This window comes from Variovorax soli NBRC 106424, assembly GCF_001591385.1.
In the GTDB taxonomy this organism is placed as follows: domain Bacteria; phylum Pseudomonadota; class Gammaproteobacteria; order Burkholderiales; family Burkholderiaceae_C; genus Variovorax; species Variovorax soli.
Window position 1 is genome coordinate 72,855 of the sequence record NZ_BCUU01000006.1, and the last position, 22,039, is coordinate 94,893.

The 22,039-nt window shown below is 70.7% G+C and carries 20 protein-coding genes; 11 read left to right on the top strand and 9 right to left on the bottom strand.

The annotated features are described in order from the left end of the window. Nucleotides 1-4: 4 nt before the first annotated feature. Nucleotides 5-271 carry a hypothetical protein gene (locus VSO01S_RS03605; RefSeq protein WP_068640425.1) on the bottom strand — a complete coding sequence of 89 codons (267 nt, stop codon included), beginning with the start codon at nucleotides 269-271 and terminating at the stop codon, nucleotides 5-7. Between the two features lie 124 nt (nucleotides 272-395). Here VSO01S_RS03605 and VSO01S_RS03610 point away from each other — a divergent pair, with 124 nt between their 5' ends. Genes VSO01S_RS03610 through VSO01S_RS03620 form a run of 3 tightly spaced genes read left to right on the top strand, consistent with a single transcriptional unit; the run spans nucleotide 396 to nucleotide 3,948 of the window. Next, the gene (locus tag VSO01S_RS03610) at nucleotides 396-1,712 is read left to right on the top strand and encodes a glycosyltransferase family 4 protein (RefSeq protein ID WP_245684095.1); all 1,317 of its coding nucleotides are present in this window, start codon (nucleotides 396-398) and stop codon (nucleotides 1,710-1,712) included. Further along, nucleotides 1,709-2,821 carry a glycosyltransferase family 9 protein gene (locus VSO01S_RS03615; protein WP_068640426.1) on the top strand — a complete coding sequence of 371 codons (1,113 nt, stop codon included), beginning with the start codon at nucleotides 1,709-1,711 and terminating at the stop codon, nucleotides 2,819-2,821. The genes VSO01S_RS03610 and VSO01S_RS03615 overlap by 4 nt, the downstream gene beginning before the upstream one ends. After that, a complete protein-coding gene (locus tag VSO01S_RS03620) occupies nucleotides 2,818-3,948 on the top strand; it encodes a glycosyltransferase family 9 protein (RefSeq protein ID WP_068640427.1) in 1,131 nt (376 codons plus the stop codon). The genes VSO01S_RS03615 and VSO01S_RS03620 overlap by 4 nt, the downstream gene beginning before the upstream one ends. Here the strand turns inward: VSO01S_RS03620 and VSO01S_RS03625 are convergent. Next, nucleotides 3,932-4,387, bottom strand: a complete 456-nt coding sequence (locus VSO01S_RS03625; RefSeq protein WP_068640428.1) for a ferritin-like domain-containing protein — start codon at nucleotides 4,385-4,387, stop codon at nucleotides 3,932-3,934. The two genes, VSO01S_RS03620 and VSO01S_RS03625, sit on opposite strands and share 17 nt — an antisense overlap. Nucleotides 4,388-4,502: 115 nt before the next feature. Between VSO01S_RS03625 and VSO01S_RS03630 the strand changes: the two genes are divergently transcribed. Then, a complete protein-coding gene (locus VSO01S_RS03630; protein WP_068640449.1) occupies nucleotides 4,503-4,835 on the top strand; it encodes a four-helix bundle copper-binding protein in 333 nt (110 codons plus the stop codon). A gap of 18 nt (nucleotides 4,836-4,853) precedes the next feature. Here VSO01S_RS03630 and VSO01S_RS03635 read toward each other — a convergent pair whose 3' ends face one another. After that, complete coding sequence (locus VSO01S_RS03635) at nucleotides 4,854-5,471, bottom strand: D-sedoheptulose-7-phosphate isomerase (protein ID WP_084241662.1); 618 nt, start codon at nucleotides 5,469-5,471, stop codon at nucleotides 4,854-4,856. Continuing rightward, a complete protein-coding gene (locus VSO01S_RS03640) occupies nucleotides 5,464-6,381 on the bottom strand; it encodes a bifunctional heptose 7-phosphate kinase/heptose 1-phosphate adenyltransferase (RefSeq protein WP_084241663.1) in 918 nt (305 codons plus the stop codon). The genes VSO01S_RS03635 and VSO01S_RS03640 overlap by 8 nt, the downstream gene beginning before the upstream one ends. Before the next feature lie 133 nt (nucleotides 6,382-6,514). Here VSO01S_RS03640 and VSO01S_RS03645 point away from each other — a divergent pair, with 133 nt between their 5' ends. Further along, nucleotides 6,515-7,468, top strand: a complete 954-nt coding sequence (locus VSO01S_RS03645; RefSeq protein ID WP_068640430.1) for a hypothetical protein — start codon at nucleotides 6,515-6,517, stop codon at nucleotides 7,466-7,468. A gap of 63 nt (nucleotides 7,469-7,531) precedes the next feature. On the opposite strand, the gene VSO01S_RS03650 is transcribed toward VSO01S_RS03645, so the two are convergent. From VSO01S_RS03650 to VSO01S_RS03660, 3 genes are all read right to left on the bottom strand, one after another. After that, nucleotides 7,532-8,491: a glycosyltransferase family 4 protein gene (locus VSO01S_RS03650; RefSeq protein WP_068640431.1), complete on the bottom strand. Its 960-nt coding sequence runs from the start codon at nucleotides 8,489-8,491 to the stop codon at nucleotides 7,532-7,534. Next, nucleotides 8,488-9,459, bottom strand: coding sequence for a glycosyltransferase family 2 protein (locus VSO01S_RS03655; protein WP_068640451.1), 972 nt, complete (start codon nucleotides 9,457-9,459; stop codon nucleotides 8,488-8,490). Before VSO01S_RS03655 ends, VSO01S_RS03650 begins: the two co-directional genes overlap by 4 nt. Before the next feature lie 86 nt (nucleotides 9,460-9,545). Next, nucleotides 9,546-11,405: a carbamoyltransferase family protein gene (locus VSO01S_RS03660; RefSeq protein ID WP_068640432.1), complete on the bottom strand. Its 1,860-nt coding sequence runs from the start codon at nucleotides 11,403-11,405 to the stop codon at nucleotides 9,546-9,548. A 157-nt stretch (nucleotides 11,406-11,562) separates the two neighbouring features. Here VSO01S_RS03660 and VSO01S_RS03665 point away from each other — a divergent pair, with 157 nt between their 5' ends. The 4 genes from VSO01S_RS03665 (at nucleotide 11,563) to VSO01S_RS03680 (ending at nucleotide 14,657) form a co-directional block, all read left to right on the top strand. Further along, nucleotides 11,563-12,180 carry a D-glycero-alpha-D-manno-heptose-1,7-bisphosphate 7-phosphatase gene (locus tag VSO01S_RS03665; RefSeq protein WP_161944417.1) on the top strand — a complete coding sequence of 206 codons (618 nt, stop codon included), beginning with the start codon at nucleotides 11,563-11,565 and terminating at the stop codon, nucleotides 12,178-12,180. 108 nt (nucleotides 12,181-12,288) lie between these two features. After that, nucleotides 12,289-12,771 carry an adenylyltransferase/cytidyltransferase family protein gene (locus VSO01S_RS03670; RefSeq protein ID WP_068640434.1) on the top strand — a complete coding sequence of 161 codons (483 nt, stop codon included), beginning with the start codon at nucleotides 12,289-12,291 and terminating at the stop codon, nucleotides 12,769-12,771. 200 nt (nucleotides 12,772-12,971) lie between these two features. Next, on the top strand, nucleotides 12,972-14,348 hold the full coding sequence (rpoN, locus tag VSO01S_RS03675; protein ID WP_245684096.1) for an RNA polymerase factor sigma-54: 1,377 nt from the start codon (nucleotides 12,972-12,974) through the stop codon (nucleotides 14,346-14,348). Nucleotides 14,349-14,366: 18 nt separating this feature from the next. Next, entirely contained in the window at nucleotides 14,367-14,657 is a 291-nt protein-coding gene (locus VSO01S_RS03680) for a hypothetical protein (protein WP_068640435.1), read from the top strand. A gap of 13 nt (nucleotides 14,658-14,670) precedes the next feature. Here the strand turns inward: VSO01S_RS03680 and VSO01S_RS03685 are convergent, their stop codons facing one another. After that, a complete protein-coding gene (locus VSO01S_RS03685) occupies nucleotides 14,671-19,290 on the bottom strand; it encodes a PAS domain S-box protein (RefSeq protein WP_068640436.1) in 4,620 nt (1,539 codons plus the stop codon). A 30-nt stretch (nucleotides 19,291-19,320) separates the two neighbouring features. Beyond that, nucleotides 19,321-20,325: a chemotaxis protein CheB gene (locus tag VSO01S_RS03690; RefSeq protein ID WP_068640437.1), complete on the bottom strand. Its 1,005-nt coding sequence runs from the start codon at nucleotides 20,323-20,325 to the stop codon at nucleotides 19,321-19,323. A 101-nt stretch (nucleotides 20,326-20,426) separates the two neighbouring features. On the opposite strand from VSO01S_RS03690, the gene VSO01S_RS03695 reads away from it, so the two are divergent. Together VSO01S_RS03695 and VSO01S_RS03700 are read left to right on the top strand one after the other, a co-directional pair. Then, nucleotides 20,427-20,705, top strand: a complete 279-nt coding sequence (locus VSO01S_RS03695; protein ID WP_153305127.1) for a hypothetical protein — start codon at nucleotides 20,427-20,429, stop codon at nucleotides 20,703-20,705. Nucleotides 20,706-20,831: 126 nt separating this feature from the next. Beyond that, nucleotides 20,832-22,039, top strand: a 1,208-nt coding sequence (locus tag VSO01S_RS03700) for a sigma-54-dependent transcriptional regulator (protein WP_068640439.1), incomplete at its 3' end; no start/stop codon positions are given.

Consider the following 22,039-nt stretch of genomic DNA (forward strand, 5'->3'; position numbering starts at 1 on the left):
GAGACTAACGCACAAACAACAGGTCGCGCGTCTCCAGATAGATGGCCCTTCGCGGGTCCTCCTTGAAGCGGCGCACGACGTGCTCCTCCAGCACCGGGAAGTTCAGCTCGCAGGCCAGCAGCAGGCTTTCGGGGCCGCCGCTCGCGCCCAGCACGTCGCGAAGCGCGTCTTCCGAGACCTCTGCCAGCACGCGCGGTCCATCCATTCCGTCCGGATAGACCGCAAAGCGCACGGTGCCCCTGTCATAGCAATGGATGGCTTCGCATTTCATCGGTGTTGTCTCCTGCGCATTGACGGCAAGCGGCGTGCCTGTGCGGCGCCGTCACGTGGGTGCGCTCGGGCATATCGCTTGCCCCGGCAAGCGTGTCCAACCCAGAAAGCCGGAGCCGCCCGCCATGACCACCAGGGAACCACTGCTGCGAATTGCCTTGATCAGCGAGCACGCTTCGCCGCTCGCCAAACCCGGCGGCGTCGATGCCGGCGGCCAGAACGTCTACGTGGCGCAGGTGGCCTGCGCGCTGGCGGCCCTCGGCCATCACGTGGACGTGTACACGCGCTGCGACAGCATCCGGCTGTCGGCCTGCGCCTTCCTGCGCTCGCGCGTGCGCGTCATGCATGTGGATGCCGGGCCCGCCTGCTTCGTGCCCAAGGAACAGCTGCTCTCGCACATGCCGGCGTTTGCGCGAGGCATGCGCAATGCGATGGAGCATGCGGGCCGCTACGACATCGTCCACGCCAACTTCTTCATGTCCGGATGGGTCGGCATGGCGCTGCAGCGCGCCTGCGCGCTGCCGCTGGCCGTCACCTTCCATGCACTGGGCCTGGTGCGCCAGCAGCACCAGGGAAGCGCCGATGGGTTTCCGCAGGCGCGCATCGGCATCGAGCGGCGCCTGGTGCACCGGGCGCAGCGGGTGATTGCCGAATGCCCGCAGGAGCGCGAGGACTTGCTGCGGCTCTACGGCGCAGACGCCGCGCGCATCAGCACCGTGCCCTGCGGCGTGGACCTGGCGCAGTTCGGCCCGCGCAACCGCGTGGCGGCGCGGCGCCGCCTGGGCTTGCCGCAGGACGAATTCATCGTCCTGCAGCTGGGGCGGCTGGTGCCGCGCAAGGGCGTGGAGCATGTGGTGCGCGCCATGGCGCTGCTCGATGCACGCATGCCCGCGCGCCTGCTGGTGGTGGGCGGCGAATCGCGCCAGCCCGACGACGCGCGCACGCCCGAGCTGGGCCGGCTGCGCGCCATCGCGCAGCAATGCGGCGCGGCGCAGCGCGTGGTGTTCGTGGGCCAGCGCGACCGCCAGGAGCTGGCCGACTACTACGCCGCGGCCGACGTCTTCGCCACCACGCCGGCCTACGAGCCCTTCGGCATCACGCCGCTGGAGGCCATGGCCTGCGGCACGCCGGTGGTGGGCAGCGCCGTGGGCGGCATCCAGCACACGGTGGTGGATGGCGTGACCGGGTTCCTCGTGCCCCCGGCCGATCCGGCGGCGCTGGCCGAGCGCTTCGCGCGGCTGCATGCCAACGCGGCGCTGGGCGAAGCCATGGGGCGTGCCGGCATGGCGCGCGTGCGTTCGCTCTTCACCTGGGACCAGGTGGCGCAGGGGCTGGTCAAGGCCTACCGTGAAGCCATCGCATCGTCGTGCGAGCAGCACGCCGGCGCCAGGCCGCAACTGCAGCGCACCGCACGCACGCTGTCGCTGGGCGCCGTGGCGTGACGGCCATTCAGGCGCCCTGGGCCGGCGTGCGCAAGCTGCTCGCGGTACGGCTCGACAGCCTCGGCGACGTGCTGATGACCACTCCCGCGCTGGCCGCCCTGAGGGAGGGCCTGCCCACGGCGCAGCTGCACCTGCTGACCTCGCCGGCCGGCGCCGCGCTGGCGCCGCACCTGCCCCTGGTGGACGACGTGCTGGCGTGGGAGGCGCCATGGGTCGCGCCGCGAACGGCGGCGCTGCCGGCCGAGCCGCTCGGCCATGCCGAACTGGCGCTGGTGCAGCAGCTGGCCGCGGCCGGCTACCAGGCGGCGGTGATCTTCACCGTGTGCACCCAGAGTGCGCTGCCGGCCGCCCTGCTCTGCCGCCAGGCCGGCATTCCCCTGCGCCTGGCCCATTGCCGCGAGAACCCGTACGGGCTGCTGAGCCATTGGGTGCGGGACGATGACCGCCCCGGCGACGGCATGCGCCACGAAGTGCGCCGCCAGCTCGACCTGGTGGCCTCGGCAGGTTTTGCCGCAACTGCAACCGCAAGCGCCGCGCCCTTGCGCCTGGCGCTGCACGAGGCCGACCGCCATGCCGTGCGCCAGCGCCTCGCGGCTGCCGGCTTGCCGGCGCAGCAGCCCTACTTCGTGGTCCACCCGGGCGCCGCAGCGGCATCGCGCCGCTACCCGCCGGAAAGTTTTGCCGCCGCGGCGCGCGCCCTGGCCGCGGACACCGGCCATGCCGCCGTCTTGGCCGGCAGCGCGGACGATGCCCCTCAGCTCGATGCATTGCACCAGGCCATGGCAGGCGCCGCACTGCGAATGGACCCGCTGCCACTGGGCCAGCTCGCGGCGCTCATCGAAGGCGCCTGCGTCCTCCTGTGCAACAACAGCGCGCCGGCACACATTGCCGCGGCGGTCGGCGCGCCGGTGGTCGTGCTGTATGCGCTGACCAACCCGCAGCACACGCCCTGGGCGGCGCGCAGCCGGGTCCTGAGCCACCCGGTACCCTGCAGCGGCTGCCTGAAAAGCGTCTGCCCCGAGGGCCACCACGCCTGCCTGCGCGGCGTGCCGCCCCAGGGCGTGGCAGCTGCCGCCCGGGCCCTGATGCACGGAGCGCAAGCCAGGTGAGCAATCCTGCGCCGATCCTCCAGGAGCCCGTTCGGCGCATCGGCGTGCTGCGCGCGCTGATGCTGGGCGACATGCTATGCGCCCTGCCCACGCTGCGGGCGCTGCATGCGCGCTGGCCGCAGGCCGAGCTGGTGCTCATCGGCCTGCCGTGGGCCGCCGAATGGGCGTCGCGCCAGGCCTTCGTTCATCGCTTCATCGCCTTGCCCGGCTGGCCGGGCCTGCCCGAGCAGGCCGTCCGCACCGAACGGCTGCCGCAATTTCTGCAGCACATGCAGCACGAGCACTTCGACCTGCTGGTGCAGCTGCACGGCAGCGGCGACGTGGTCAACCCGCTGGTGGGCGCCTGCGGCGCGCGTGCCACCGCCGGATTCGCGGAACCGGGCAGCTACTGCGCGGACCCGCCACTGCACCGGCCCTGGCCCCGGCAGGGCCACGAGATCCTGCGCCTGCTGGCGCTGACGGACCACCTGGGCATCGCCCGCCAGGGCCTGCACCTCGAGTGGCCGATCCACGCATCGGACCGCAGCCGCCTCGCTGCGCTCGTGCCCCCAGCGCGCCCCCTGGCCTGCCTGCATCCAGGCGCCCGGTTCGCATCGCGGCGCTGGCCGGCGCGGCACTTCGCGGCCGTGGGCGACCGGCTCGCGGGCGAAGGCTTTCAGGTGGTGCTGAGCGGCAGCGCCGCCGAGGCGCCGCTGGCGGCGGAAGTGGCGGGCCACATGCGCCACCCGGCCATCGACCTCACGGGCCGCACCGACCTGTGGACCCTGGGCGCGCTGGTGGAGGCCGCGGCCGTCGTCGTGACCAACGACACCGGCATGTCGCATGTGGCCGTCGCCATCGGCACGCCCAGCGTCGTGATCAGTTGCGGATCCGACGCGGCGCGATGGGCCCCGCTGGACGCGAGGCGCCACCCCTGCTTCTGGCACGACCTGCCGTGCCGGCCGTGCATGCACGAGCACTGTCCGCTGCCGCGCCACGAATGCGCGCAGGCCGTGCTGCCGCAAAGCGTTGCCGCCGCAGCGCTTGCGCAAGCCGCATGGACTGCCTTGCCTGCTTCGCCGTCGCCACCCTTGCCGCAAGCTTTGCCGCATGACCCGGCGGCAGCCGCGTTCATCCAGCCTCGATGACCATCCTGGCCCGCAACGCCTGCAACTGCTCGCGCGTGTGCCGCGCCAGCTCGTAATGCTTGAGCACCACCTGGCGGATCGAATCCGGCAATGAACCGCTCAGCACGCCGCGATAGCGCATCAGCGTCACTTCCTCGACCCGCTCGCACGCGTCCAGCAACACACCGTCACCATTGACCCCCAGCGTGCTGCGAATCGCCATCCAGCTGCGATGCGCCGCACCCAGCACCGAGCCCCGGTGCTCGGGCCTGCCGCCGAGGTCGCGCAGGATGCCTTCCAGCTCCGCGGCCTCCTCTCGGCAGGCCTGCGCGCGATAGGCGAAGAGCTCGCGCAGCTCCACGGTCTGCGCATGCCGGGCACAGTCGCTGTACTCGCCTTCGCCGTCCACGCACGCTTGCACCAGCAGCCGGAGCGCATTGATTGTTTCGTCCTCTTGCATCTTGGGTTTCTCCAGTCAATGAGCCCCTCACGAATGCAATCCACGTGGCAAGCGCAGTGCCGGTCGTCCGCTGCAACCGGGCATGCGGATTGCCTGTATAGATCGAATGGAAGCCATGCAGCTGAACCAAGACGTTTCACAATGTGTAGCCGTCTGCCATGCCTGTGCGGCTGCCTGCAATGCGTGCGCGGCTGCCTGCCTGGCGGCGCCCGACGTGGAGGCCATGCGTGCCTGCGTGGCCATCACCATCGACTGCGCCCAGCTGTGCGAGCTCACGGCCGGTATGCTGGCCCGCTCGAGCGCTGTCGCGGGCGTGACCTGCCTGGCCTGCAGCAGCGCCTGCACCACCTGCGCGCAGGAGTGCGTGCGCCATTCGAATGCGCACTGCCAGCAATGCGCCGCGGTGTGCAGGAAGTGCGCCCAGCTGTGTGCACAGATGGCCAGCTGAGCCGGCGCGGCACCCTCTTCACCCTTGCGGCCACAGCGTGTCATCGACCAGGGCGCACAGCGCGTGGCCGATGAAGATGTGCGCCTCCTGGATGCGCGCCGTGATCTCCCCCGGCACCCGGATCGCCAGCCGGCTGGCCTCGGCCACCGGGCCGCCCTGGCTTCCGGTGAGCGCAATGGAGCAGATGCCCAGCTCGTTGGCGGCGGCCACGGCCCGCAGCACGTTGGGCGAGCGGCCCGATGTCGAGATGGCCACCAGGCAGTCGCCGCGGCGCCCGATGCCCCGCACCTGGCGCGCGAAGACCTCTGCGAAGCCGTAGTCGTTGCCGATGCAGGTCAAGGCCGAGGTGTCGACGCTCAGCGCCAGCGCAGCCATGGGCGGACGCTCGCGCTGGAAGCGGCCGGTGAGTTCGGCCGCGATGTGCTGGCTGTCCGCCGCCGAGCCGCCGTTGCCGCACAACATGAGCTTGCCGCCGGCGCGCAGGCTCTGCGCGACCAGGTGGGCGGCATGCTCCACCACCGGCGCCAGGCTGCCCAGGCGATCGAACAGGCTTCGGTGCTCGTCCAGCGCCTGCAGGAAGGCCGTGTGTGCACGGCTGCCGGAACCGGTACGGCGAATCAGCAGCTCATCAGGCATGCATGGCCTCCTCCAGTTCGGCGCGGCTGAGCGACGCAGTGCCCGACTTGCCCACCACCACGCCGGCCGCCGCGGCGGCCCAGCCCATGGCTTCTTCCACGCTGTTGCCCTCCAGCATCCGGTAGGCCAGCGTCGCCAGAACCGTGTCGCCCGCGCCGCTGACGTCGTACACCTCGCGCACCAGCGCCGGAAGGTGGCGCACCCGCTCGGGCGAGAAAAGGCTCATGCCTTCCTCCCCGCGCGTGACCAGCAGGTGGTCCACCTGCAGGCGCTTGCGCAGCTGGCCGGCCTTGGCGCACATGCCCTGCTCGCTGGCAAAGCCGCCGCAGCAGCGCGTGAACTCGCTCAGGTTGGGCTTGAGCACGGTGGCGCCGGCGTAGCGCTGCCAGTTGGGGCCCTTCGGGTCCACCAGCACCGGCAGCCCCCGCTCGCGCGCGCGCTGCACCAGCGGGCGGCATTCGTGCAGTGCGCCCTTGGCATAGTCGGACAGCACCAGCATGTCGTGCCGCGGCAGCAGCGCCTCGAAGTGCTCCATCAGCAGCGTGAGCAGCCAGGGTGGCGGCAGCTCCTCGATGTCGGCGCGCAGCAGCTGCTGCCGGCGGCTCGTGAAGCGGATCTTGCGGGTGGTGCGGTAGCCCTCGGCGGCCACGCAGGCCACGGCCACGCCGTGCTGCGCCATCAGCCCGCCCAGGCGCACGGCCGCGTCGTCCACACCCAGCGGCGCCAGCAGCGTGACGCTGGCACCCAGGGCCGCAAGATTGACGGCAACATTGGCCGCACCGCCGGCGGCAAAACGCTCGCCGGTCAGCCGCAGCACCGGCACCGGCGCTTCGGGCGAGATGCGGTCCACCGCACCGTCCCAGTAGTGGTCGAGCATCGCATCGCCGACAACGAGAACACGTGAATTCATGGCCGCTGCAGGGGCAATCAGCAGACCCGCCCCCGCGCTGGCTGCAGGAACGTGGCTTGCCGACTCCCTCGTGCGAGAGGCGGCACGGCCGCCCGCATCTTTTTCTCCCATTGTTGTTGAAAGGATTCGAGACATGGCGCAGCGAGACCAACGGCACAGACATGAAGGCGGCGGATACGGCGGGGGCGGGGGCGGGGGCGGACGCTCCCACCCGCACGGCCAGGCCTACCGGCACGGGGACGATGCGCGCTACGGCGCCTGGGGACCGCAAGACGATGAGGACAGCCCCTACTACGCCGGCCGCGGCGACGAAGGCCGCCGGACCGGACCCGACGAATGGGCCGAACGCGGCTATGGCGGCCAGCGCGGCGGCGGCTACGAAGGGGGCCGCAGCGGCCTGCGGACGGGTCACTTCGGCGCCGGCGGGAGCTACGCAGGCAGCGGCCAGGGCGGCTATGGCAGCAACGCCGGACCGCACGCCAGCCCGGGCGGCGGCGGGCACGGCAGCTGGGGGGACGACGAAGGCCTGGGCGAAGGCGAATACACGGAGCGCGGCTACCAGGGCCGCCAGGGCGGCTCGGACTGGTACAGCCGGGGTGGCCGCGGCGCCTATGGCAGCAGCAGGCCCGGCGGCTTTGCCGGCGGCACGGGCTACGGCGGCAGCTACGGCGAGGACCCGCGCAACTGGGGCGCCCGCGATCAGGGCGGCAGTGATTACGGCGGCAGCGGCAGCGTCCGGCGCGGCTTCGGATCGGGCAGCCGCGAACACCAGCACCACCACGACCCCGACTACCAGCAATGGCGCGATGAACAGATGAGGTCGCTCGACGAAGACTACCGGTCGTGGCGCGAAGAACGCTATCGCAAGTTCTCCGACGAGTTCGATGCCTGGCGCAAGAACCGGCCCAGCCAGTCCGCGGGCGGCCAAGGCCAGGGCGAAGGCACCGGCTCGAGCTCGAGTTCGACTTCCTCGTCCGGCTCGGGGGCCAGCGCCGATTCCGGCACCGGCACGAGCACCGGCGGCAGCACGACCTTCGGCACCGGCGCGGGTGCGGGCTCGAACCTCGGTTCCAGCAAGAAGAGCTGAACGACAAAGAGCCGCAGCGGACCCGATCGGCATGCGGTGCCCGCCTTCTTCGCGCGGGCCCGCTCAGCCGCACACTTCGCGCACCAGCCGCTCCCAGTCGTGCGTGAAGCGCTCGATGTTGAAGCGCTCCAGCGCCGTCTTCCTGCCGGCCTCGCCCAGCTGGCGCGCGGTGGCCTTGTGGTCCAGCAGGTGGCGCATGCCGTCGATCAGGCGCTCGGGCCGGGTATCGATCAGGCCGTTCTCGCCGTCGCGGATCACCGTCGACAGCTCGGTGGTGGCCAGGCCCACCACCGGCGCGCCAATCATCATCGCCTCGATGATCGCCAGGCCCAGGCTGGTGTAGCGCGCCGGGTGGAAGAAGAAGCGGTGCGCCGCCATGCAGGCTGGCAGCTGGTCCTGCGGCACCTCGCCGGCGCCGCCCAGCGCCAGGCTGTTCATGCCCACCAGCTCCATGGGCACCGCGGCCGCGGCTTGTTGGTACAGGTCCAGCCCCACGCGCCGCCCGCGCGTGCCGATGTCATTGATCACCACCAGCCCGCGCGCAATGTCCCCGTGGTACCAGGACTGGGTCACCAGCTTCACCCCGTGCTCGATCACCCGCACCGGACAGCGGCCGCTGTCCCACATGAGCGCGTTGAACGGCGTCACGTGCACCAGCACGCACGACGGATCGTCCACCCAGTGGCGGCATTCGGTGGGATGCGTGAGCGGCGGATCGTGCTCGATGTAGATGCACGGCAGCCGCTGCTGCGCCGGGCTCAGTAGCTCATGCCGCTCCGCCTCCCATGCGCTGCGCGACTGGTAGAGCACCAGGTCGAATTCCATGTCGCGGATGTCCTCCACCCGCGCCTCGTGCACGTTCCAGCCCCAGGGCAGCACGCCGCTGCGGCCGCTGTGGCCGGGCGAGCGTTCCTCGTCGGTCACCAGGTAGAGCTCGTGCCGCATCTGGCTCAGGTAGTACAGGTAGTTGCCGTGCACATGCCAGGTCAGGATGCGGCGCGGCCGGTGGAAGATGCCGGTCATAGGAACCACACCCTGAAGCGCCAGGCACCGCGCAGGCGCCAGTACACCGAGAGGAAAGGAATCGCCGCCGAGGTGGCGAGCATCTCGCCCACATGGCGCCACGAGCGGTCGGCGCCGCGCAGGCGCCGCCAGGCAAAGCGCAGGACCAGGGCGGCCGCCGTGCCCAGCGCCGCCAGCATGGGGCCCGGCGTGGCCAGCAGCGCCAGCGGCAGCGCCGCCACCGTCATCAGCACGATGGCATAGAAGTCCCACGGCACCGTGGGCAGGATCATCTGGCGGTACAGCACCGGGTGCTTCTTGTAGAGCAGCGCCTCGAAGAAGGCATTGCGCTGCTGCCGCAGGCTCACGCCCCACGGTTCCGGCCGCACCGGATGCAGCACGGCGGCGCGCGGCGCGCGGCCCACCGGGCCGGCCAGGGTGAGCAGGCGGAAATGCAGGTCCGAGTCCTCGCGCCAGGCGCGGCGAAAGCGGTCGTCGAAGCCGTTGATGCGCATCAGCGCGCCGCGGCGCACGAAGGCATTGGCCGTCACGAAGTCGGCCCGCTCCAGGCCGCGCGTCATGCGCTCGTGGTCGGTGGGCGGCTGGCCGGGCCGCAGCGGCGGCACCACCACCCTGCCGGCGGCGGCGACCCAGTCGGGGTGGGCGGCGAGCGCGCGCCAGCCCTCCATCAGCCAATCGGATCGAGGCACCGTGTCGTCATCGGTGAAGGCAATGATGGGCGCACGCGCAAAGCGCCAGCCGGCGTTGCGCGCAAAGGCCGGCCCCCAGTGCTCGCGCGGGCTCATGTAGCGCAGCGGCAGGCGGCTGCGCTGCGCCAGTTCGGCCACCAGCTGCCGGGTGGCGTCGCCCTGGCCGTCGTCCACCACGATCACCTCGAAGGCCTCGGGCGCCAGGTCCTGCGCCAACAGCGCCGTCAGGCAGCGGCGCAGCAGCGCCGGGCGGCCGCAGGTCGGCACCACCACGCTCATCAGCGGCAGCGCCGGCTGTTCGCCGTGCGGCTGGCCCGCTGCTCGGGATGCAGGCCGCAGGGCCGCGCCGTCGGCGGACACCAGCCTCATGGCCTCTGCTCCTTCTTCTCCAGCAGGAAGCTGCCGATCACCAGCGCGTCCAGCGGCGTGCCGTGAAAAGCCTCGAGGGCTGCGCGCGGCGTGCAGACGATGGGCTCGCCGCGAACGTTGAAGGAGGTATTGATCAGCACCGGCACGCCCGTGGCCTTGCCGAATTCGCACAGCAGCGAATGAAAAAGCGGCATGCTGGCCTGCGCCACGGTCTGCACCCGCGCACTGCCGTCCACATGGCAGGCCGCCGGAATGCGCTGGCGCTGGTGCGCCAGGGCCTGGTAGACGAAGAGCATGAAGGGCGATTGCCCGCCGTTGGCCTGCGCCGGGCTGAACCAGTCGGCCAGCAGTTCCTGCGGCAGCACCGGCGCCACCGGCCGGAAGTCCTCGCGGTCCTTGAGTTCGTTCAGCCGCACCTGCATCGCGGCCTGCAGCGGCGAGGCCAGGATGGACCGCGCGCCCAGCGCGCGCGGCCCGAACTCCATCGCACCCTGGAACCAGCCGACGATGGCATCGCGCTGCAGCAGCGCGGCCGTCTCGCCGGCCACGTCGTCCAGCCGCCGGTAGGGCAGCTTGGCCCAGCGCAGCAGCTCTTCGATTTCCGCGTCGTCGAAGGCGGGCCCCAGGTAGGCGTGCGACATGTGCCAGGTGCGCGGGCCGAGCGCGATGCGATGCACGCCGGGTATCGGCGCCTGGCCCTCACCGCCTGCGGCACTTCTTTCGGCAGGACTGACGGCAACCCGGGCCGCGGCCGATGGCCGGCGCGCCCGCGCATCCACCCACAAGGCGGCGCCCAGGGCGGTGCCCGCGTCGCCCGCCGCCGGCTGCACCCACACCTCGTCGAACACGCCGGCATCGCGCAGGCGCGAGTTCATCAGGCAGTTCAGCGCCACGCCGCCGGCCATGCCCAGGTAGCGCTCGCCGCTCACGCGCCGCAGCCAGCGCGCCAGTTCCAGCACCGTCTCTTCCAGCACGTCCTGCAGCGAGGCGGCCAGGTCCAGGTGGTGCTCCTGCAGCGCCGCACCGGGCTCGCGCGGCGGGCCGAACACCTCGGCGGCATCGAAGGGCTCGATTCGGAACTGCCCGTCCTGCCCCACCCGCACCAGTTCATGCAGGCGCTGGCGGTAGCGGGGCATGCCCATGGCGGCCAGCGCCATCACCTTGTATTCGTCGCTGGAGTGCAAAAAGCCCAGGTGCGCGGTGAGCCGCTCATACAGCAGGCCCAGCGAATGCGGCACGTGCACCTCGCCCAGCGGCTCGTAGTGCTGTCCGGCATGGCGGCCGTAGCAGGTGCTAGCCCGTTCGCCACGCCCGTCCAGCGTCATCACGGCGCAGTGCTCCCAGGGCGCGGCCAGGAACGCGCTGGCCTGGTGGCACAGGTGGTGCGGCACGTAGTGCCACCGGTACGGGGCCGCAGAAGCATCCGGCAGCTTCAGCCGCTTGTGCAGCTTCAGCGGCGCACCGTCGGTCAACTGGCGCGGCGCGTTCAGCACATAGGCGGCAAACAGCGGGTCCCACGGGTTGTCCCAGTCGCCGGGGCCTTGTGCCGCCGGGTCGAGCGGCAGCGGGATGCGCGCCGCTTCCCACGCCTCGTCCTGCGGCAGGCGATCGCCGATGAACAGGCTGGGCTGGAAGCTGTAGGCCACGTGGTCCACCTGCGCCAGCGTGAGCCCGGCTTGCGCCAGGCAGAAGTCGATCGCGTGGAAAGGCAGCTCCCAGGCCGTGAAAGGCACGGGTCGCTTGCCGTGCTTCACGCGGGTGAAGCGTTCTTCCTCGGCGGCGGCAATGGTTCGTCCGTCGGCGACGAGCGCGGCGGCGGAATCGTGAAAGGCGGCGTTCACGCCCAGAGTGATCATGGCGGGCTGTCTGTGTTTGGTAGGGCCAAGGCGGCGATGCGGCTCTCTGGTCGGCAAACCATGTGCCCACGCAGCGGCGGAACGGGCCGGGCCGGGCACGCCGCATGCCCGCGCAGGGCTCCAGCCACATAGCCGCCGGCCATGCCGGCCAGGACCCATGCCAGCCGAAAGCTCCCGGCCCCTCCTGCCCGAATTGCGCCCGGCCCTGTTCATCGACAAGGACGGCACGCTGGTGGAGAACGTGCCCTACAACGTCGATCCGGCCCGGCTGAAGTTCATGCCCGGCGCGCTGGAAGCGCTGCGGCACATCGCGCGCTGGGACTTCGCGCTCGTGCTGGTGACCAACCAGAGCGGCCTGGCGCGCGGCTACTTCGGCCGCGCCCAGCTCGACGCATTGCTGCGGACGCTGGCGCAGCGCCTGTGGGACGAGGCCGGCATCCGCCTGCAGGACGTGCAGGTCTGCCCGCACGCACCCGGCGCCGGCGGGCGCCCCGCCTGCCTGTGCCGCAAGCCGGCGCCGGGCATGCTGCTGCGCGCGGCGCGGCTGCATGGCCTGGACCTGCTGCGCTCGTGGATGGTGGGCGACACACTCGACGACGTGGAGGCCGCCCACCGCTGCGGCTGCCGGGCGGTGCTGCTGGACACGGGCGGCGAAACCTTATGGCGGCACGGCCCCCTGCGCACGCCCGAGGCCATGCTGCCCGACTGGGGATCGTTTCGCGAGTACCTCGAGCAGCAGCACGCCCACGCCATTGCCTGCCCGGGCATTCGCTAGCCGGGCGCGCCGCGCCTTGCGCACAGGAACGCAAGTTGCCCGCTGCGCACGAGCGCCCCGACAGCGCACAGCCCTCCCCTACCCGTCTGACAACGAAGTCGCACCCACATGTCCGGCCACTACGAAGCATCACTGCACAGGATCGAAAGCCTGGCCCGGCCGCTGGTCTTCACCAACGGCGTCTTCGACCTGCTCCACGCCGGCCACGTCCACTGCCTGGAAGAGGCCCGCAAGCTGGGCGAAGGCCTGGTGGTGGGCGTCAACAGCGACGCCTCGGCGCGGCGCGCCAACAAGGGGCCGGGCCGTCCTTTCAACAGCGAGCAGCACCGCTGCTGCGTGCTGGCCGCCCTGCGCTGCGTCGATGCGGTGTTCATGTTCGACGAGAACCTGCCCCTGGGGCTGCTGCAGCTGGTGCGGCCGGACATCTACGTCAAGGGCAACGACTACCAGCTCACCGCGCTGGCCGAGGCCCGCGTCATGGCGGCCTGGGGCGGGCGCACGGTGCTCATCCCGCGACACGACGGCCTGTCCAGCAGCCGGCTGGTCGACCGCATCCTGGGGGCGCATGCGGACCGGCTGTGGCCGGCCTGAAGCGCACAGCGCGAATTCGCCGCAAGGCGCGGAACCAATTGCGGCAAAACTTGCAGCCACCGCGCCTTTCCCGCCGGGCAGCGGCAACGGCCGGGGCGCCGCTGCGCCTTCGTGCACGGGCCGTTCAGGGCCCTGCGCGCACCTGCGGCACGCATATTGCGTTTCGTCCCTTCCAGACCCTCGCAAAAGGAGCATCGGAAGTGACGGCCACCTTGTCCCTGGGCACCGCGCAGCGGCAGACGCAAACGATCTCGCCCCGGCTGCAGCAGGCGGTGCGCCTTTTGCAGATGTCCTCGCTCGAGTTCTCGGCCATGGTGGAAGACCAGTTGGGCCAGAACCCCTTTTTGGAAGAGGACCCCGACGCCGAGGCGAGATCGGCCCCCGCGCAAGCCGAGACCACACCCGTCGAAGACCGCGAACTCTGGCGCATGGAGCGCTCCGGCGCATCCCAGCGCGCCGACGACAGCCAGGTCAGCGCCATGGAACTGATGCCCGAGCGCAGTTCGCTGCAGGACCACCTGCATGGGCAGATCAGCGTCATGAACCTGAGCGAGCGCGACCGCGTGCTGGCCGCCATCGTGATCGAGGCGCTCGACCCGGACGGCTACCTGCGCATCGCCCTGGACGAACTGGCCGTCTTCGACGGGCTGCTGCCCGCGCCCGAGCCGGTGGAACTGCGCATCGCCCTCAAGCGCGTGCAGGCGCTGGACCCGCCCGGCGTGGGCGCACGCAGCGTCTGCGAATGCCTGCAGCTGCAGCTTCCGGCCATCGAATGCCCCGAGACACGCGCGCTGGCCACAGCCATCGTGCAGGAGCACCTGTCGCTGCTGGCCCAGCGCAACATCGCGGCGCTGGCGCGCGCGCTGCATGCCGACCCCTTCCGGGTCGACGCGGCATGCAAGCGCCTTCGCATGCTGGACCCGCGGCCGGGCTGGCGCTTCGAATCGTCGCTGCCGCCCTACGTGGTGCCCGACGTGCTCACCCAGCGCATCCGGGGGCAATGGCGCGCGACGCTCAATCCGGCGGTGATGCCGCGGGTGCGCTTCAACCAGGTCTACGCCGACCTGTTCCGGCGCCATCGCAACCGGGCCGACGCCGAGATGGCCAGCAGCCTGCAGGAAGCGCGCTGGACGGTGCGCAACGTGGAGCAGCGCTTTTCCACCATCCTCGACGTGGCCGATGCCATCGTGCGGCGGCAGCAGCACTTCCTGGAGTTCGGCGCCATGGCGATGAAGCCGATGGGCCTGCGCGAGATCGCGCAGGAGCTGGGCGTGCACGAATCCACCGTCTCGCGGGTGACGAGCAACAAGTACATCGCCACGCCGGCCGGCGTGTTCGAGCTCAAGTACTTCTTCTCGCGCGCGCTGGTCAGCCGCAGCGGCAGCGCCTGCTCGGGCACGGCCATCCGCGGCCTGGTCAAGGAAATGATCGACGCCGAGCCCAGCGGCCAGCCGCTGTCGGACGCCGAGATCGCACGGCGCCTGTCGGCCCAGGGGCTGACCGTGGCGCGCCGCACCGTCACCAAGTACCGCCAGGCCCTGCACATCGATGCCATCGAGCGCAGGCGCGCGGGTTGATCCACCAGGAGATGCACTTTGCCGACGCCCATCCAGACCACGAGTTCGACCTTCGCGCCGCCGCTGACCCGGCCCCTGCCGCACGGGCCCATCAACATCGGCGACGAACTGCCGCCCTCGCAGTCGATGACCAGCGAGGAGCTGCGCATGCTGGCCGCCCAGTGGCGCGCCATCCAGGAGCCGGACGACGTGATGCGCGCGCAGCGGATCGCCCGTGCGCTGGAGTGGCTCGCCGACTACCGCGAACCGATTCCGAAGAGCCGCCTGGGCGAGTTGGGCGACCGGATCTCGGGCTGGATGGGGCTGTAGCGCGCGGCGGCGCTCAGGCGTCGTCGCCCTTGCCGTTGCCGTTGCCGTTGCTCAGGTAGGTCTCGATGACATCCCGCAGGCGCGGCATGTCGACCGGCTTGGTCATGTGCAGGTCGAAGCCGGCCTCCATCGAGGCGCGCACGTCCTGCTCGTGCCCCCAGCCGGTGATGGCGACCAGCAGCATGTTCTTGCCCCAGGCGTGGGCCCGGATGCGCCGGGCCACCTCGTGGCCGCTGAGCTCGGGCATGCCGATGTCCACCAGCATCACCTGCGGCCGGTGGGATTCGGCCAGCGCCAGCGCGCTCGCCCCGTCGTCCGCCTTGACGGTGTTGAAGCCTTGCAGCACCAGCCACTGGGCCACGGCCCAGGCCGCATCCTGGTTGTCGTCCGCCAGCAGGATCAAGGCGCCCGAGGCGCGCTGCGCCGGCATGGGCGCCTGCGCGCCCGCCGACTTGTCCAGCGGCACCTGGCGCAGTGCCGGCATGCCGAAGCTGAAGCGGCTGCCCTGGCCGGGGCCGGCCGAATCGGCGCGGATCCAGCCGTCGTGCATCTGCAGGATGCTGCGCGACAGCGCCAGGCCGATGCCCAGCCCGCCGCCCGACCGCTCCCTGGCGTCCTGGCCCTGTGTGAACATGTCGAACAGCTGCTCGATCTCCTCGCGCTTCATGCCGATGCCGTTGTCGCTCACCTCCACCACCGCTTCGCCGTCGCGCTGCATGGCCTCCAGCGTGATGGCCCCGCTCCTGGGCGTGTACTTGGCGGCGTTGGCCAGCAGGTTGCTCACCACCTGCACCAGGCGGTTGGGGTCGGCGTCGATCTCGATGTCCAGCGCAGGCAGGCGCACTTCCAGCGTGTGGCCCGAGGCCTCGATGATGGGCCGGGTGGACTGGATCGCGCCTTCGATGATGCCGATCAGGCTGGTCGGGCGCTTCTGCAGCGACAGGCGGCCCAGCCGCAGGCGCGAGATGTCGAGCATGTCGTCCAGCAGCGCCGAAATCGCGGCCGTCTGGCGGCGGATCACCTCGGCGGCCTCGCCGTTCACGCTGGCGCCATCCACGTCCAGCACCTGCGCCGCTGCGGCAATGGAGGCCAGCGGGTTGCGCAGCTCGTGCGACAGCACGGCCAGGAAGCGGTCCTTGGCGGCGTCAGCCGCCTCCAGCGCATCGCGCGCCTCGCGCTGGTCTTCCAGGGCATGGGTGAGCTCGACCTGGCTCTGCTGCAAGGCCTCCTGCGCGTTGCGCGCGGCGCTCTGGTCGCGCAGGATCTTCACGAAGCCCTGCGCATGGCCCTGCGCGTCGCGCATCAGCATCATGGCGCCGCTGGCCCAGAAGCGGCTGCCGTCCTTGCGCTGGTGGAAGCGGTCGTCCGAGGCGCGGCCCTGCTCCAGGGAACGCTCCGCTTCGCGTTCGGGAATGCCGGCAGCGCGGTCTTCCTCGGTGAAGATCATGTCGGCCGGATGGCCCAGCACCTCGGCCTCGGCATAGCCCAGCAGCGCCTGCGCACCGTTGTTCCAGACCGTGATGTTGCGCTCCAGGTCGGTGGAGAAGATCGCGAACTCGCGCGCGTTCTCCAGGATCATCTTCAGCTGCTCGCGGCTGTCGCGCAGCGCATCCTCGATGCGCTTGGTGTTGCTGATGTCGCGCACGATGGCCGTGCCCGCAATGGTCTCACCCGCTTCGTCGCGAATGGCCGACACCGTGACCGACACATGGATCTCGTCACCGTCCTTGCGCCGCCGCACGGTCTCGTAGTTCTCGACCGGCCGCGACACGAGCAGCCTGGAGACGAGCAGGTCCTGCTCCTTGGTGTCCGGGCCGTGCAGCATCGACAGCGGCTGGCCGATGGCCTCCTCGGCCGTGTAGCCGAACATGCGCTCGGCGCCGCCGTTCCAGCTGAGGATGGCGTTGTCCAGCGAAAAACTGATGATGGCGTCGTTCGACGCCGTAACCACCGCCGACAGCCACAGCCGCACTTCCTCGGCCTGCTTGCGCTCGGTGATGTTGACGAAGGACAGCACCACCCCGGCGATGCGGTCCTCGATGGTGCGGTAGGGCAGCAGGCGCGCCAGGTGCCAGCTGCCGTCGGCCTGCCCCACCTCGCGCTCGATGGGCACCAGGCGGTCGAGCACGCGCTGCGCGTCGGCGCCCATCTCCGGATAGTGCAGCTGGGTGGTGAGGTCGGTCAGCGGCCGGCCCACGTCGGTGGGAATGAGGTTGAACAGCTGCACCGCCGAGGGCGTGTAGCGGGTGATGCGCAGCTCGCGGTCGAGGAACACGGTGGCGATGGCCGTCGCGTCCATGAGGTTGTGCATGTCGCTGTTGGCATGGCCCAGCTCGTCGACCTTGCTCTTGAGCTCGTGGTTGACGGTGGTGAGCTCCTCGTTGATGGACTGCAGCTCCTCCCGGCTGGTCTCCAGCTCCTCGGTGGCCGAGCGCAGCTCCTCGTTCATGGCCTGCAGCTCCTCGTTGCTGGCCTTGAGTTCCTCGGTGGAAGCCTCGTACTGCTCGACGGTGTCGCGCAGGTGGGCCTTCAGGCGCTCGAGCTCGCGGTCGAGCTGGCGGGCCACGGGGTCGGACTCGGCGCGCATGGCCGGGCTGTTGGCGGCGTCGCCGTCGGGCGACTGGGTCTGGATGACCACCAGGTACATGTCGGTGCCGATCTCGTTGACCGGCGTCACGCGCATCGAGACCATGGCCTGCTCCCCGTGGAGCTCGACCGGCACCGGCGGCACGTCGGCCGGCGCCTTGCTCTGCCCGGCCTGGTAGAGCGCGGCGCGCAGCTCGATGCGCAGGCTCGGGTTCACCGCGCGCAGCAGGTTGCGGCTGGGCTCGCCGCCGCCGTACTGCAGGAACCGGCCGGCGCTGGCCGAGATGTGCACCACCTCGTATTCGCTGTCGACCAGGATGGACGGCGGCGCCAGGTGCTCCAGCAGGCGCAGGTGGACCTCGCCCCAGGACGACTGCCTGCCTTCCACCGGCCGGCCGCTGCGCGACTGCGCGGAGGCCGGGCCCGCAAAGGCGGAGCCGGCGATGACGGGGCCGCTGCGCGCGGTCTGCTGGGCCTCCAGCGCAAGCGCCAGCGTGCCGGGCCCCGAGGGCACCGGCAGCCCCACGCGCGGCGTGGGCCGGTAGCCGTAGATGCGGTGCTTCTTGTCCAGCACGTTGAACAGCTGGCTGCCGTCGTCCACCGACTCGGACGAGCCGAGGAACAGGCGCCCCGAGGGCTGCAGCGCGAAATGGAAGATCTCGAAGACCCGCGCCTGCGCCTCCACGTTGAGGTAGATGAGCAGGTTGCGGCAGCTGATCAGGTCCAGCCGCGAGAAGGGCGAATCCTTGAGCACGTCGTGCGTGGCAAACAGCACCATCTCGCGCAGTTCGCGCCGCACCCGGTAGCCCGCGTGCTCCTTCATGAAGAAGCGGCGCAGCCGCTCTTCCGACACGTCGGCCTCGATGGCCATGGGGTAGAGGCCGTCGCGCGCGGTCTGGATGGCGTCTTCGTCCAGGTCGGTGGCAAAGATCTGGATCAGCGGCGGCGCATCCAGCGTGCGCGCCTGCTCGCTCAGCAGCATCGCGATGGAATAGGCCTCTTCGCCCGTGGCGCAGGCCGACACCCACACACGCACCGCGTCGTTGGGCCCCTTGTTGGCGAACACGCCCGGAATGTGGCGCTCCAGCGCCGCAAAGCATTCGGCATCGCGGAAGAAGTTGGTGACGCTGATCAGCAGGTCCTGCAGCAGCGCGCCGGCCTCGCCGGGCCGGGTGCGCAGGCAATTCAGGTAGTCGTGCAGGTTCTCCACGCCATTGACCTGCATGCGCCGGCCGATGCGCCGCAGGATGGTGGCGCGCTTGTAGTAGGCGAAGTCGCGGCCGGTGCGCGTGCGCAGGAAGGTGAGCACGTCGCGCAGCGCCGCCTCGTCGTTGCCGCCCTGCGTGCCGGTGCCCGCGCCGCGGCCTGCGGCCCGGCGGGGCTCCTTCTCGGGCGGCAGGCGCAGGTTGTGCTCGAGCTGGAAGTACTCGCTCAGCCGCGGCCCGATGTCTTCCACCGGCAGCACCCAGTCCACCATGCCGGTGGCAATGGCGGCGCGCGGCGCGGCGCCCTGCGCGGTCTGGGCCGGGTCCTGGGCCACGGTCAGGCCGCCGCGCTCCTTGATGCGCTTGATGCCCACCATGCCGTCGCTTTCCCAGCCGCCCAGCACCACGCCCGCGGCATGCTGGCCATGGCTGTCGGCCAGGGTGCGGAAGAACTGGTCGATGAGCAGGATGCCGCCGTTCTCGGGCGCCGGGAAGCCCGGTTGCAGGTGCCCGTCGAGTGCACGCACGCCACGGCCGGCGGCCGCCATGTACACATGGTTGCGGCGGATGCGATGCGCCGTGTCGGACAGCAGCACCACCGGCAGCGCGGTGCTGTCCTTCAGTTGCTGGATGGAAGCGGCCTCGTCCTCGGTCGGAATGTCGAGCACCGCGACGAAAGCCAGGCCCGAGTGCTCGGGCACGCGCGACAGCAGCGTGCGCAGCGAGTCGATCGAACCCGAAGCACCGCCAAAGGCCACCACAGGCACTCCACCGTCGAGCTGGAGACCCTGGGCAGGTTGTTGTTTTGATTCCTGCCGGCCTTCGCCTTCTCGATCGCCCATCGTTTCTCCAATCGCGGTACAGCGCTGGAATTATGCGCCGCCACCCTCGCCCCTTCCCTCGATGATTCTTCTGAGCGAAAGGGCTTGTTCGCGTGCCTCGTCGGCCCTGCGCTCGCCCACCTGCGCCTCGTTCAGGCGGCCGCTGGCGCGCGAGACGAGTGCCAGCCGGCGAAGGAGCATTTCCTTCTCCTGCAGCGCGCGCACGCCGCTGCGCAGCACCTGCTCGGTTGCTTCGCCCTGCTGGCTGCTCAAGGTCTGCGCGGAGAACGCATGGCCGATGTGGCACCGAAAGCGCGGCGGACTGGAGTCGTTGATCTCGAACAGCGCCCCGCCGCGATCGGGGCATGTGAGTTCGGCCGGCGATCCGATTTCCTGGACATGCGACATGACGTTGACTCCCTCGTTGATGCGAACCTCGTGCCACAGGCGGCGCGGGGGCTTGTGCGCCGCGCCGGCCGGGCGTGCCCTTCTCACCAGCGCCGCCAGCGTGGACCCCATGTCCTCGATGGAGACGCAGGCGTCCGGGTCCACCGCCGCCATGGCCGCCCGCGGCATGTCGGGCTGCGCGGCCGTGTCCGGATCCTGGACCACCGCCATGCCGCCGCATTCCTTGACGGCCTGCAGCCCGGCGGCGCCGTCGTCGAGCTGGCCCGTGAGAATCACCCCGATGGCCCGCGGCCCCCAGTTCAGCGCGGCGGAGCGGAACAAGGGGTCGATGGCGGGCCTGGCGTGGTTCTCCTTGGGGCCCCGCGTCAGCCGCAACTGCCTGGCCTCCAGCAGGAGGTGATGGTCGGGGGGCGCCACGTAAATGGTGCCGGCCACCGGCGGCTCGCCGTCCTGCGCATGAACCACGTTCCACTGGCAGCGCATGCGCAGCAGCTCGGGCAGCAGGCTCGGGTGGGCGCCCACATGCAGCACGATCAGCACGGCGGCGTCCAGGTCGGCGGGCAGGTCCTGCGTCAGCTGCAGCAAGGCAGGCACACCGCCTGCCGAGGTGCCGATGACGATGACGCGCGACGGCGGGCGCTTGCTCATGCAGGTGCGGGGGCAAGCGGTGTTCCCGTTGGTTCCATGCGGACATGCCCCCGCCGGGCCGATCAGCGTTCAAGATGCAACTTGCACTGGAGCCCAAGCACATGACACCTTCTCAACCCGCGCCAGCCGGCAGCGGCACCCACGACGGCAGCACGGGCAAGGCGCTCTCGCTTCGACTGCGAACGCTCGAACATGCCATGCGTACGCCCGTGGGCACGCTGGCGGCCTCGCTGGAGCTGCTCAATGCGGCCCGGGACCCGCAAAGCGTGGACGGCGCCGTCCAGACCATGTCGCGCCAGGTGCGCCTGCTGACCTCGCAGCTCGAGCAGCTGCACGACATCGGCAGGGACCTGGCCGCCGCCGAGACGGGCCCGCCCTGACCCGATGCCGGACGAGGAGCACGCCTGCGCCGGGATGTCGTCCGTCGTCACCGGTAACGATTCCCTTATTGTCGATTTGCAGCAGAAAGTTCAACATCGGCCGCTCCTTCGCCAGGAGAATCCCATTTGATTCACGTGCTCATCGTCGACGACGACATCGACTCCGCCGAGACGCTGCGCGCGCTGGTCAGCAACGAGCAGACCAGCGTCTCCACGGCGCACAGCCTGCTGGCGGCGAGAAAACAGCTGGCGCTGCAGCAACCGGACATCGTCCTGCTCGACCTGATGCTGCCCGACGGCAGCGGGCTGGCGCTGTTCGACACGCCCCAGCTGCTCGAGCGCAGCGAAGTGATCCTGGTCACCGGGCATGCCAGCCTGGAAACGTCGATCCAGGCCTTGCGCCTGGGCGCGGCCGACTACCTGATCAAGCCCATCAACCCCTCGCACCTGCAGCGGGTCCTTGCGCGCGCCATGAAGCCCGCCGCCATCCAGGCGGAGGTGGCCAACCTGCGCACCGGCGTGGCCAGGCACGGCAACTTCGGGCACCTGTGGGGCCGAAGCCCCTCCATGCTGGCGGTGTACGAGCAGATCTCCCGGGTGGCCGCCACCAGCGTGTCGGTATTCATCACGGGTGAAAGCGGCACCGGCAAGGAGCTGGTGGCGCACACGGTGCATGAGCTCAGCCGCCGGCGCAAGCAGCCCTTCCTGGCGGTCAACTGCGGGGCCATCTCGCCCCAGCTCTTCGAAAGCGAGATCTTCGGCCACGAAAAGGGCAGCTTCACCGGCGCCGAGCGGCAGCACAGCGGCTTCTTCGAGCGCGCCAGCGGCGGCACGCTCTTCCTGGACGAAATCACCGAGATGCCGCTGGAGCTGCAGGTCAAGCTGCTGCGCGTGCTCGAGACGGGCCGCTTCAGCCGCGTGGGCTCCACCGCGAGCATCGATTCCGACGTGCGGGTCATCGCCGCGTCGAACCGCCCGCTGACGCAGGCGGTGGCCAGCGGGCGCCTGCGCGAAGACCTTCTGTACCGGCTGAACGTGTTCCCCATCGAGCTGCCGCCGCTGCGCGAGCGCCTGGAAGACGTGCCGCTCTTGGCGCAGCACTTCCTCAGCGCCATCTCGCAAAGCGAAGGCAGCGCCAAGCGCTTCTCGCCGGAGGCGCTCAAGCAGCTGTGCCGGCACCGCTGGCCCGGCAACGTGCGCGAACTGCGCAATGCGGTGCAGCGCGCCTTCGTCATGGCGCCGGGCGAATGGATCGATGAGCACTGGCTGCCCGCGCCGCTGGCCGGCACCGCGCCTTCGGCGCCGGCGCTGCAGCCCGCGAGCCTCGAGCGCAG

Bases quoted from the DNA above. Each gene is read 5' to 3' on its own strand.
- VSO01S_RS03640 (WP_084241663.1), bottom strand. From the start codon at position 6,381: ATGAATTCACGTGTTCTCGTTGTCGGCGATGCGATGCTCGACCACTAC.
- VSO01S_RS03665 (WP_161944417.1), top strand. From the start codon at position 11,563: ATGCCAGCCGAAAGCTCCCGGCCCCTCCTGCCCGAATTGCGCCCGGCC.
- VSO01S_RS03670 (WP_068640434.1), top strand. From the start codon at position 12,289: ATGTCCGGCCACTACGAAGCATCACTGCACAGGATCGAAAGCCTGGCC.
- VSO01S_RS03605 (WP_068640425.1), bottom strand. From the start codon at position 271: ATGAAATGCGAAGCCATCCATTGCTATGACAGGGGCACCGTGCGCTTT.
- VSO01S_RS03685 (WP_068640436.1), bottom strand. From the start codon at position 19,290: ATGGGCGATCGAGAAGGCGAAGGCCGGCAGGAATCAAAACAACAACCT.
- VSO01S_RS03655 (WP_068640451.1), bottom strand. From the start codon at position 9,459: ATGAGCGTGGTGGTGCCGACCTGCGGCCGCCCGGCGCTGCTGCGCCGC.
- VSO01S_RS03645 (WP_068640430.1), top strand. From the start codon at position 6,515: ATGGCGCAGCGAGACCAACGGCACAGACATGAAGGCGGCGGATACGGC.
- VSO01S_RS03630 (WP_068640449.1), top strand. From the start codon at position 4,503: ATGCAGCTGAACCAAGACGTTTCACAATGTGTAGCCGTCTGCCATGCC.
- VSO01S_RS03650 (WP_068640431.1), bottom strand. From the start codon at position 8,491: ATGACCGGCATCTTCCACCGGCCGCGCCGCATCCTGACCTGGCATGTG.
- VSO01S_RS03660 (WP_068640432.1), bottom strand. From the start codon at position 11,405: ATGATCACTCTGGGCGTGAACGCCGCCTTTCACGATTCCGCCGCCGCG.
- VSO01S_RS03695 (WP_153305127.1), top strand. From the start codon at position 20,427: ATGACACCTTCTCAACCCGCGCCAGCCGGCAGCGGCACCCACGACGGC.
- VSO01S_RS03610 (WP_245684095.1), top strand. From the start codon at position 396: ATGACCACCAGGGAACCACTGCTGCGAATTGCCTTGATCAGCGAGCAC.
- VSO01S_RS03635 (WP_084241662.1), bottom strand. From the start codon at position 5,471: ATGCCTGATGAGCTGCTGATTCGCCGTACCGGTTCCGGCAGCCGTGCA.
- VSO01S_RS03625 (WP_068640428.1), bottom strand. From the start codon at position 4,387: ATGCAAGAGGACGAAACAATCAATGCGCTCCGGCTGCTGGTGCAAGCG.
- VSO01S_RS03690 (WP_068640437.1), bottom strand. From the start codon at position 20,325: ATGAGCAAGCGCCCGCCGTCGCGCGTCATCGTCATCGGCACCTCGGCA.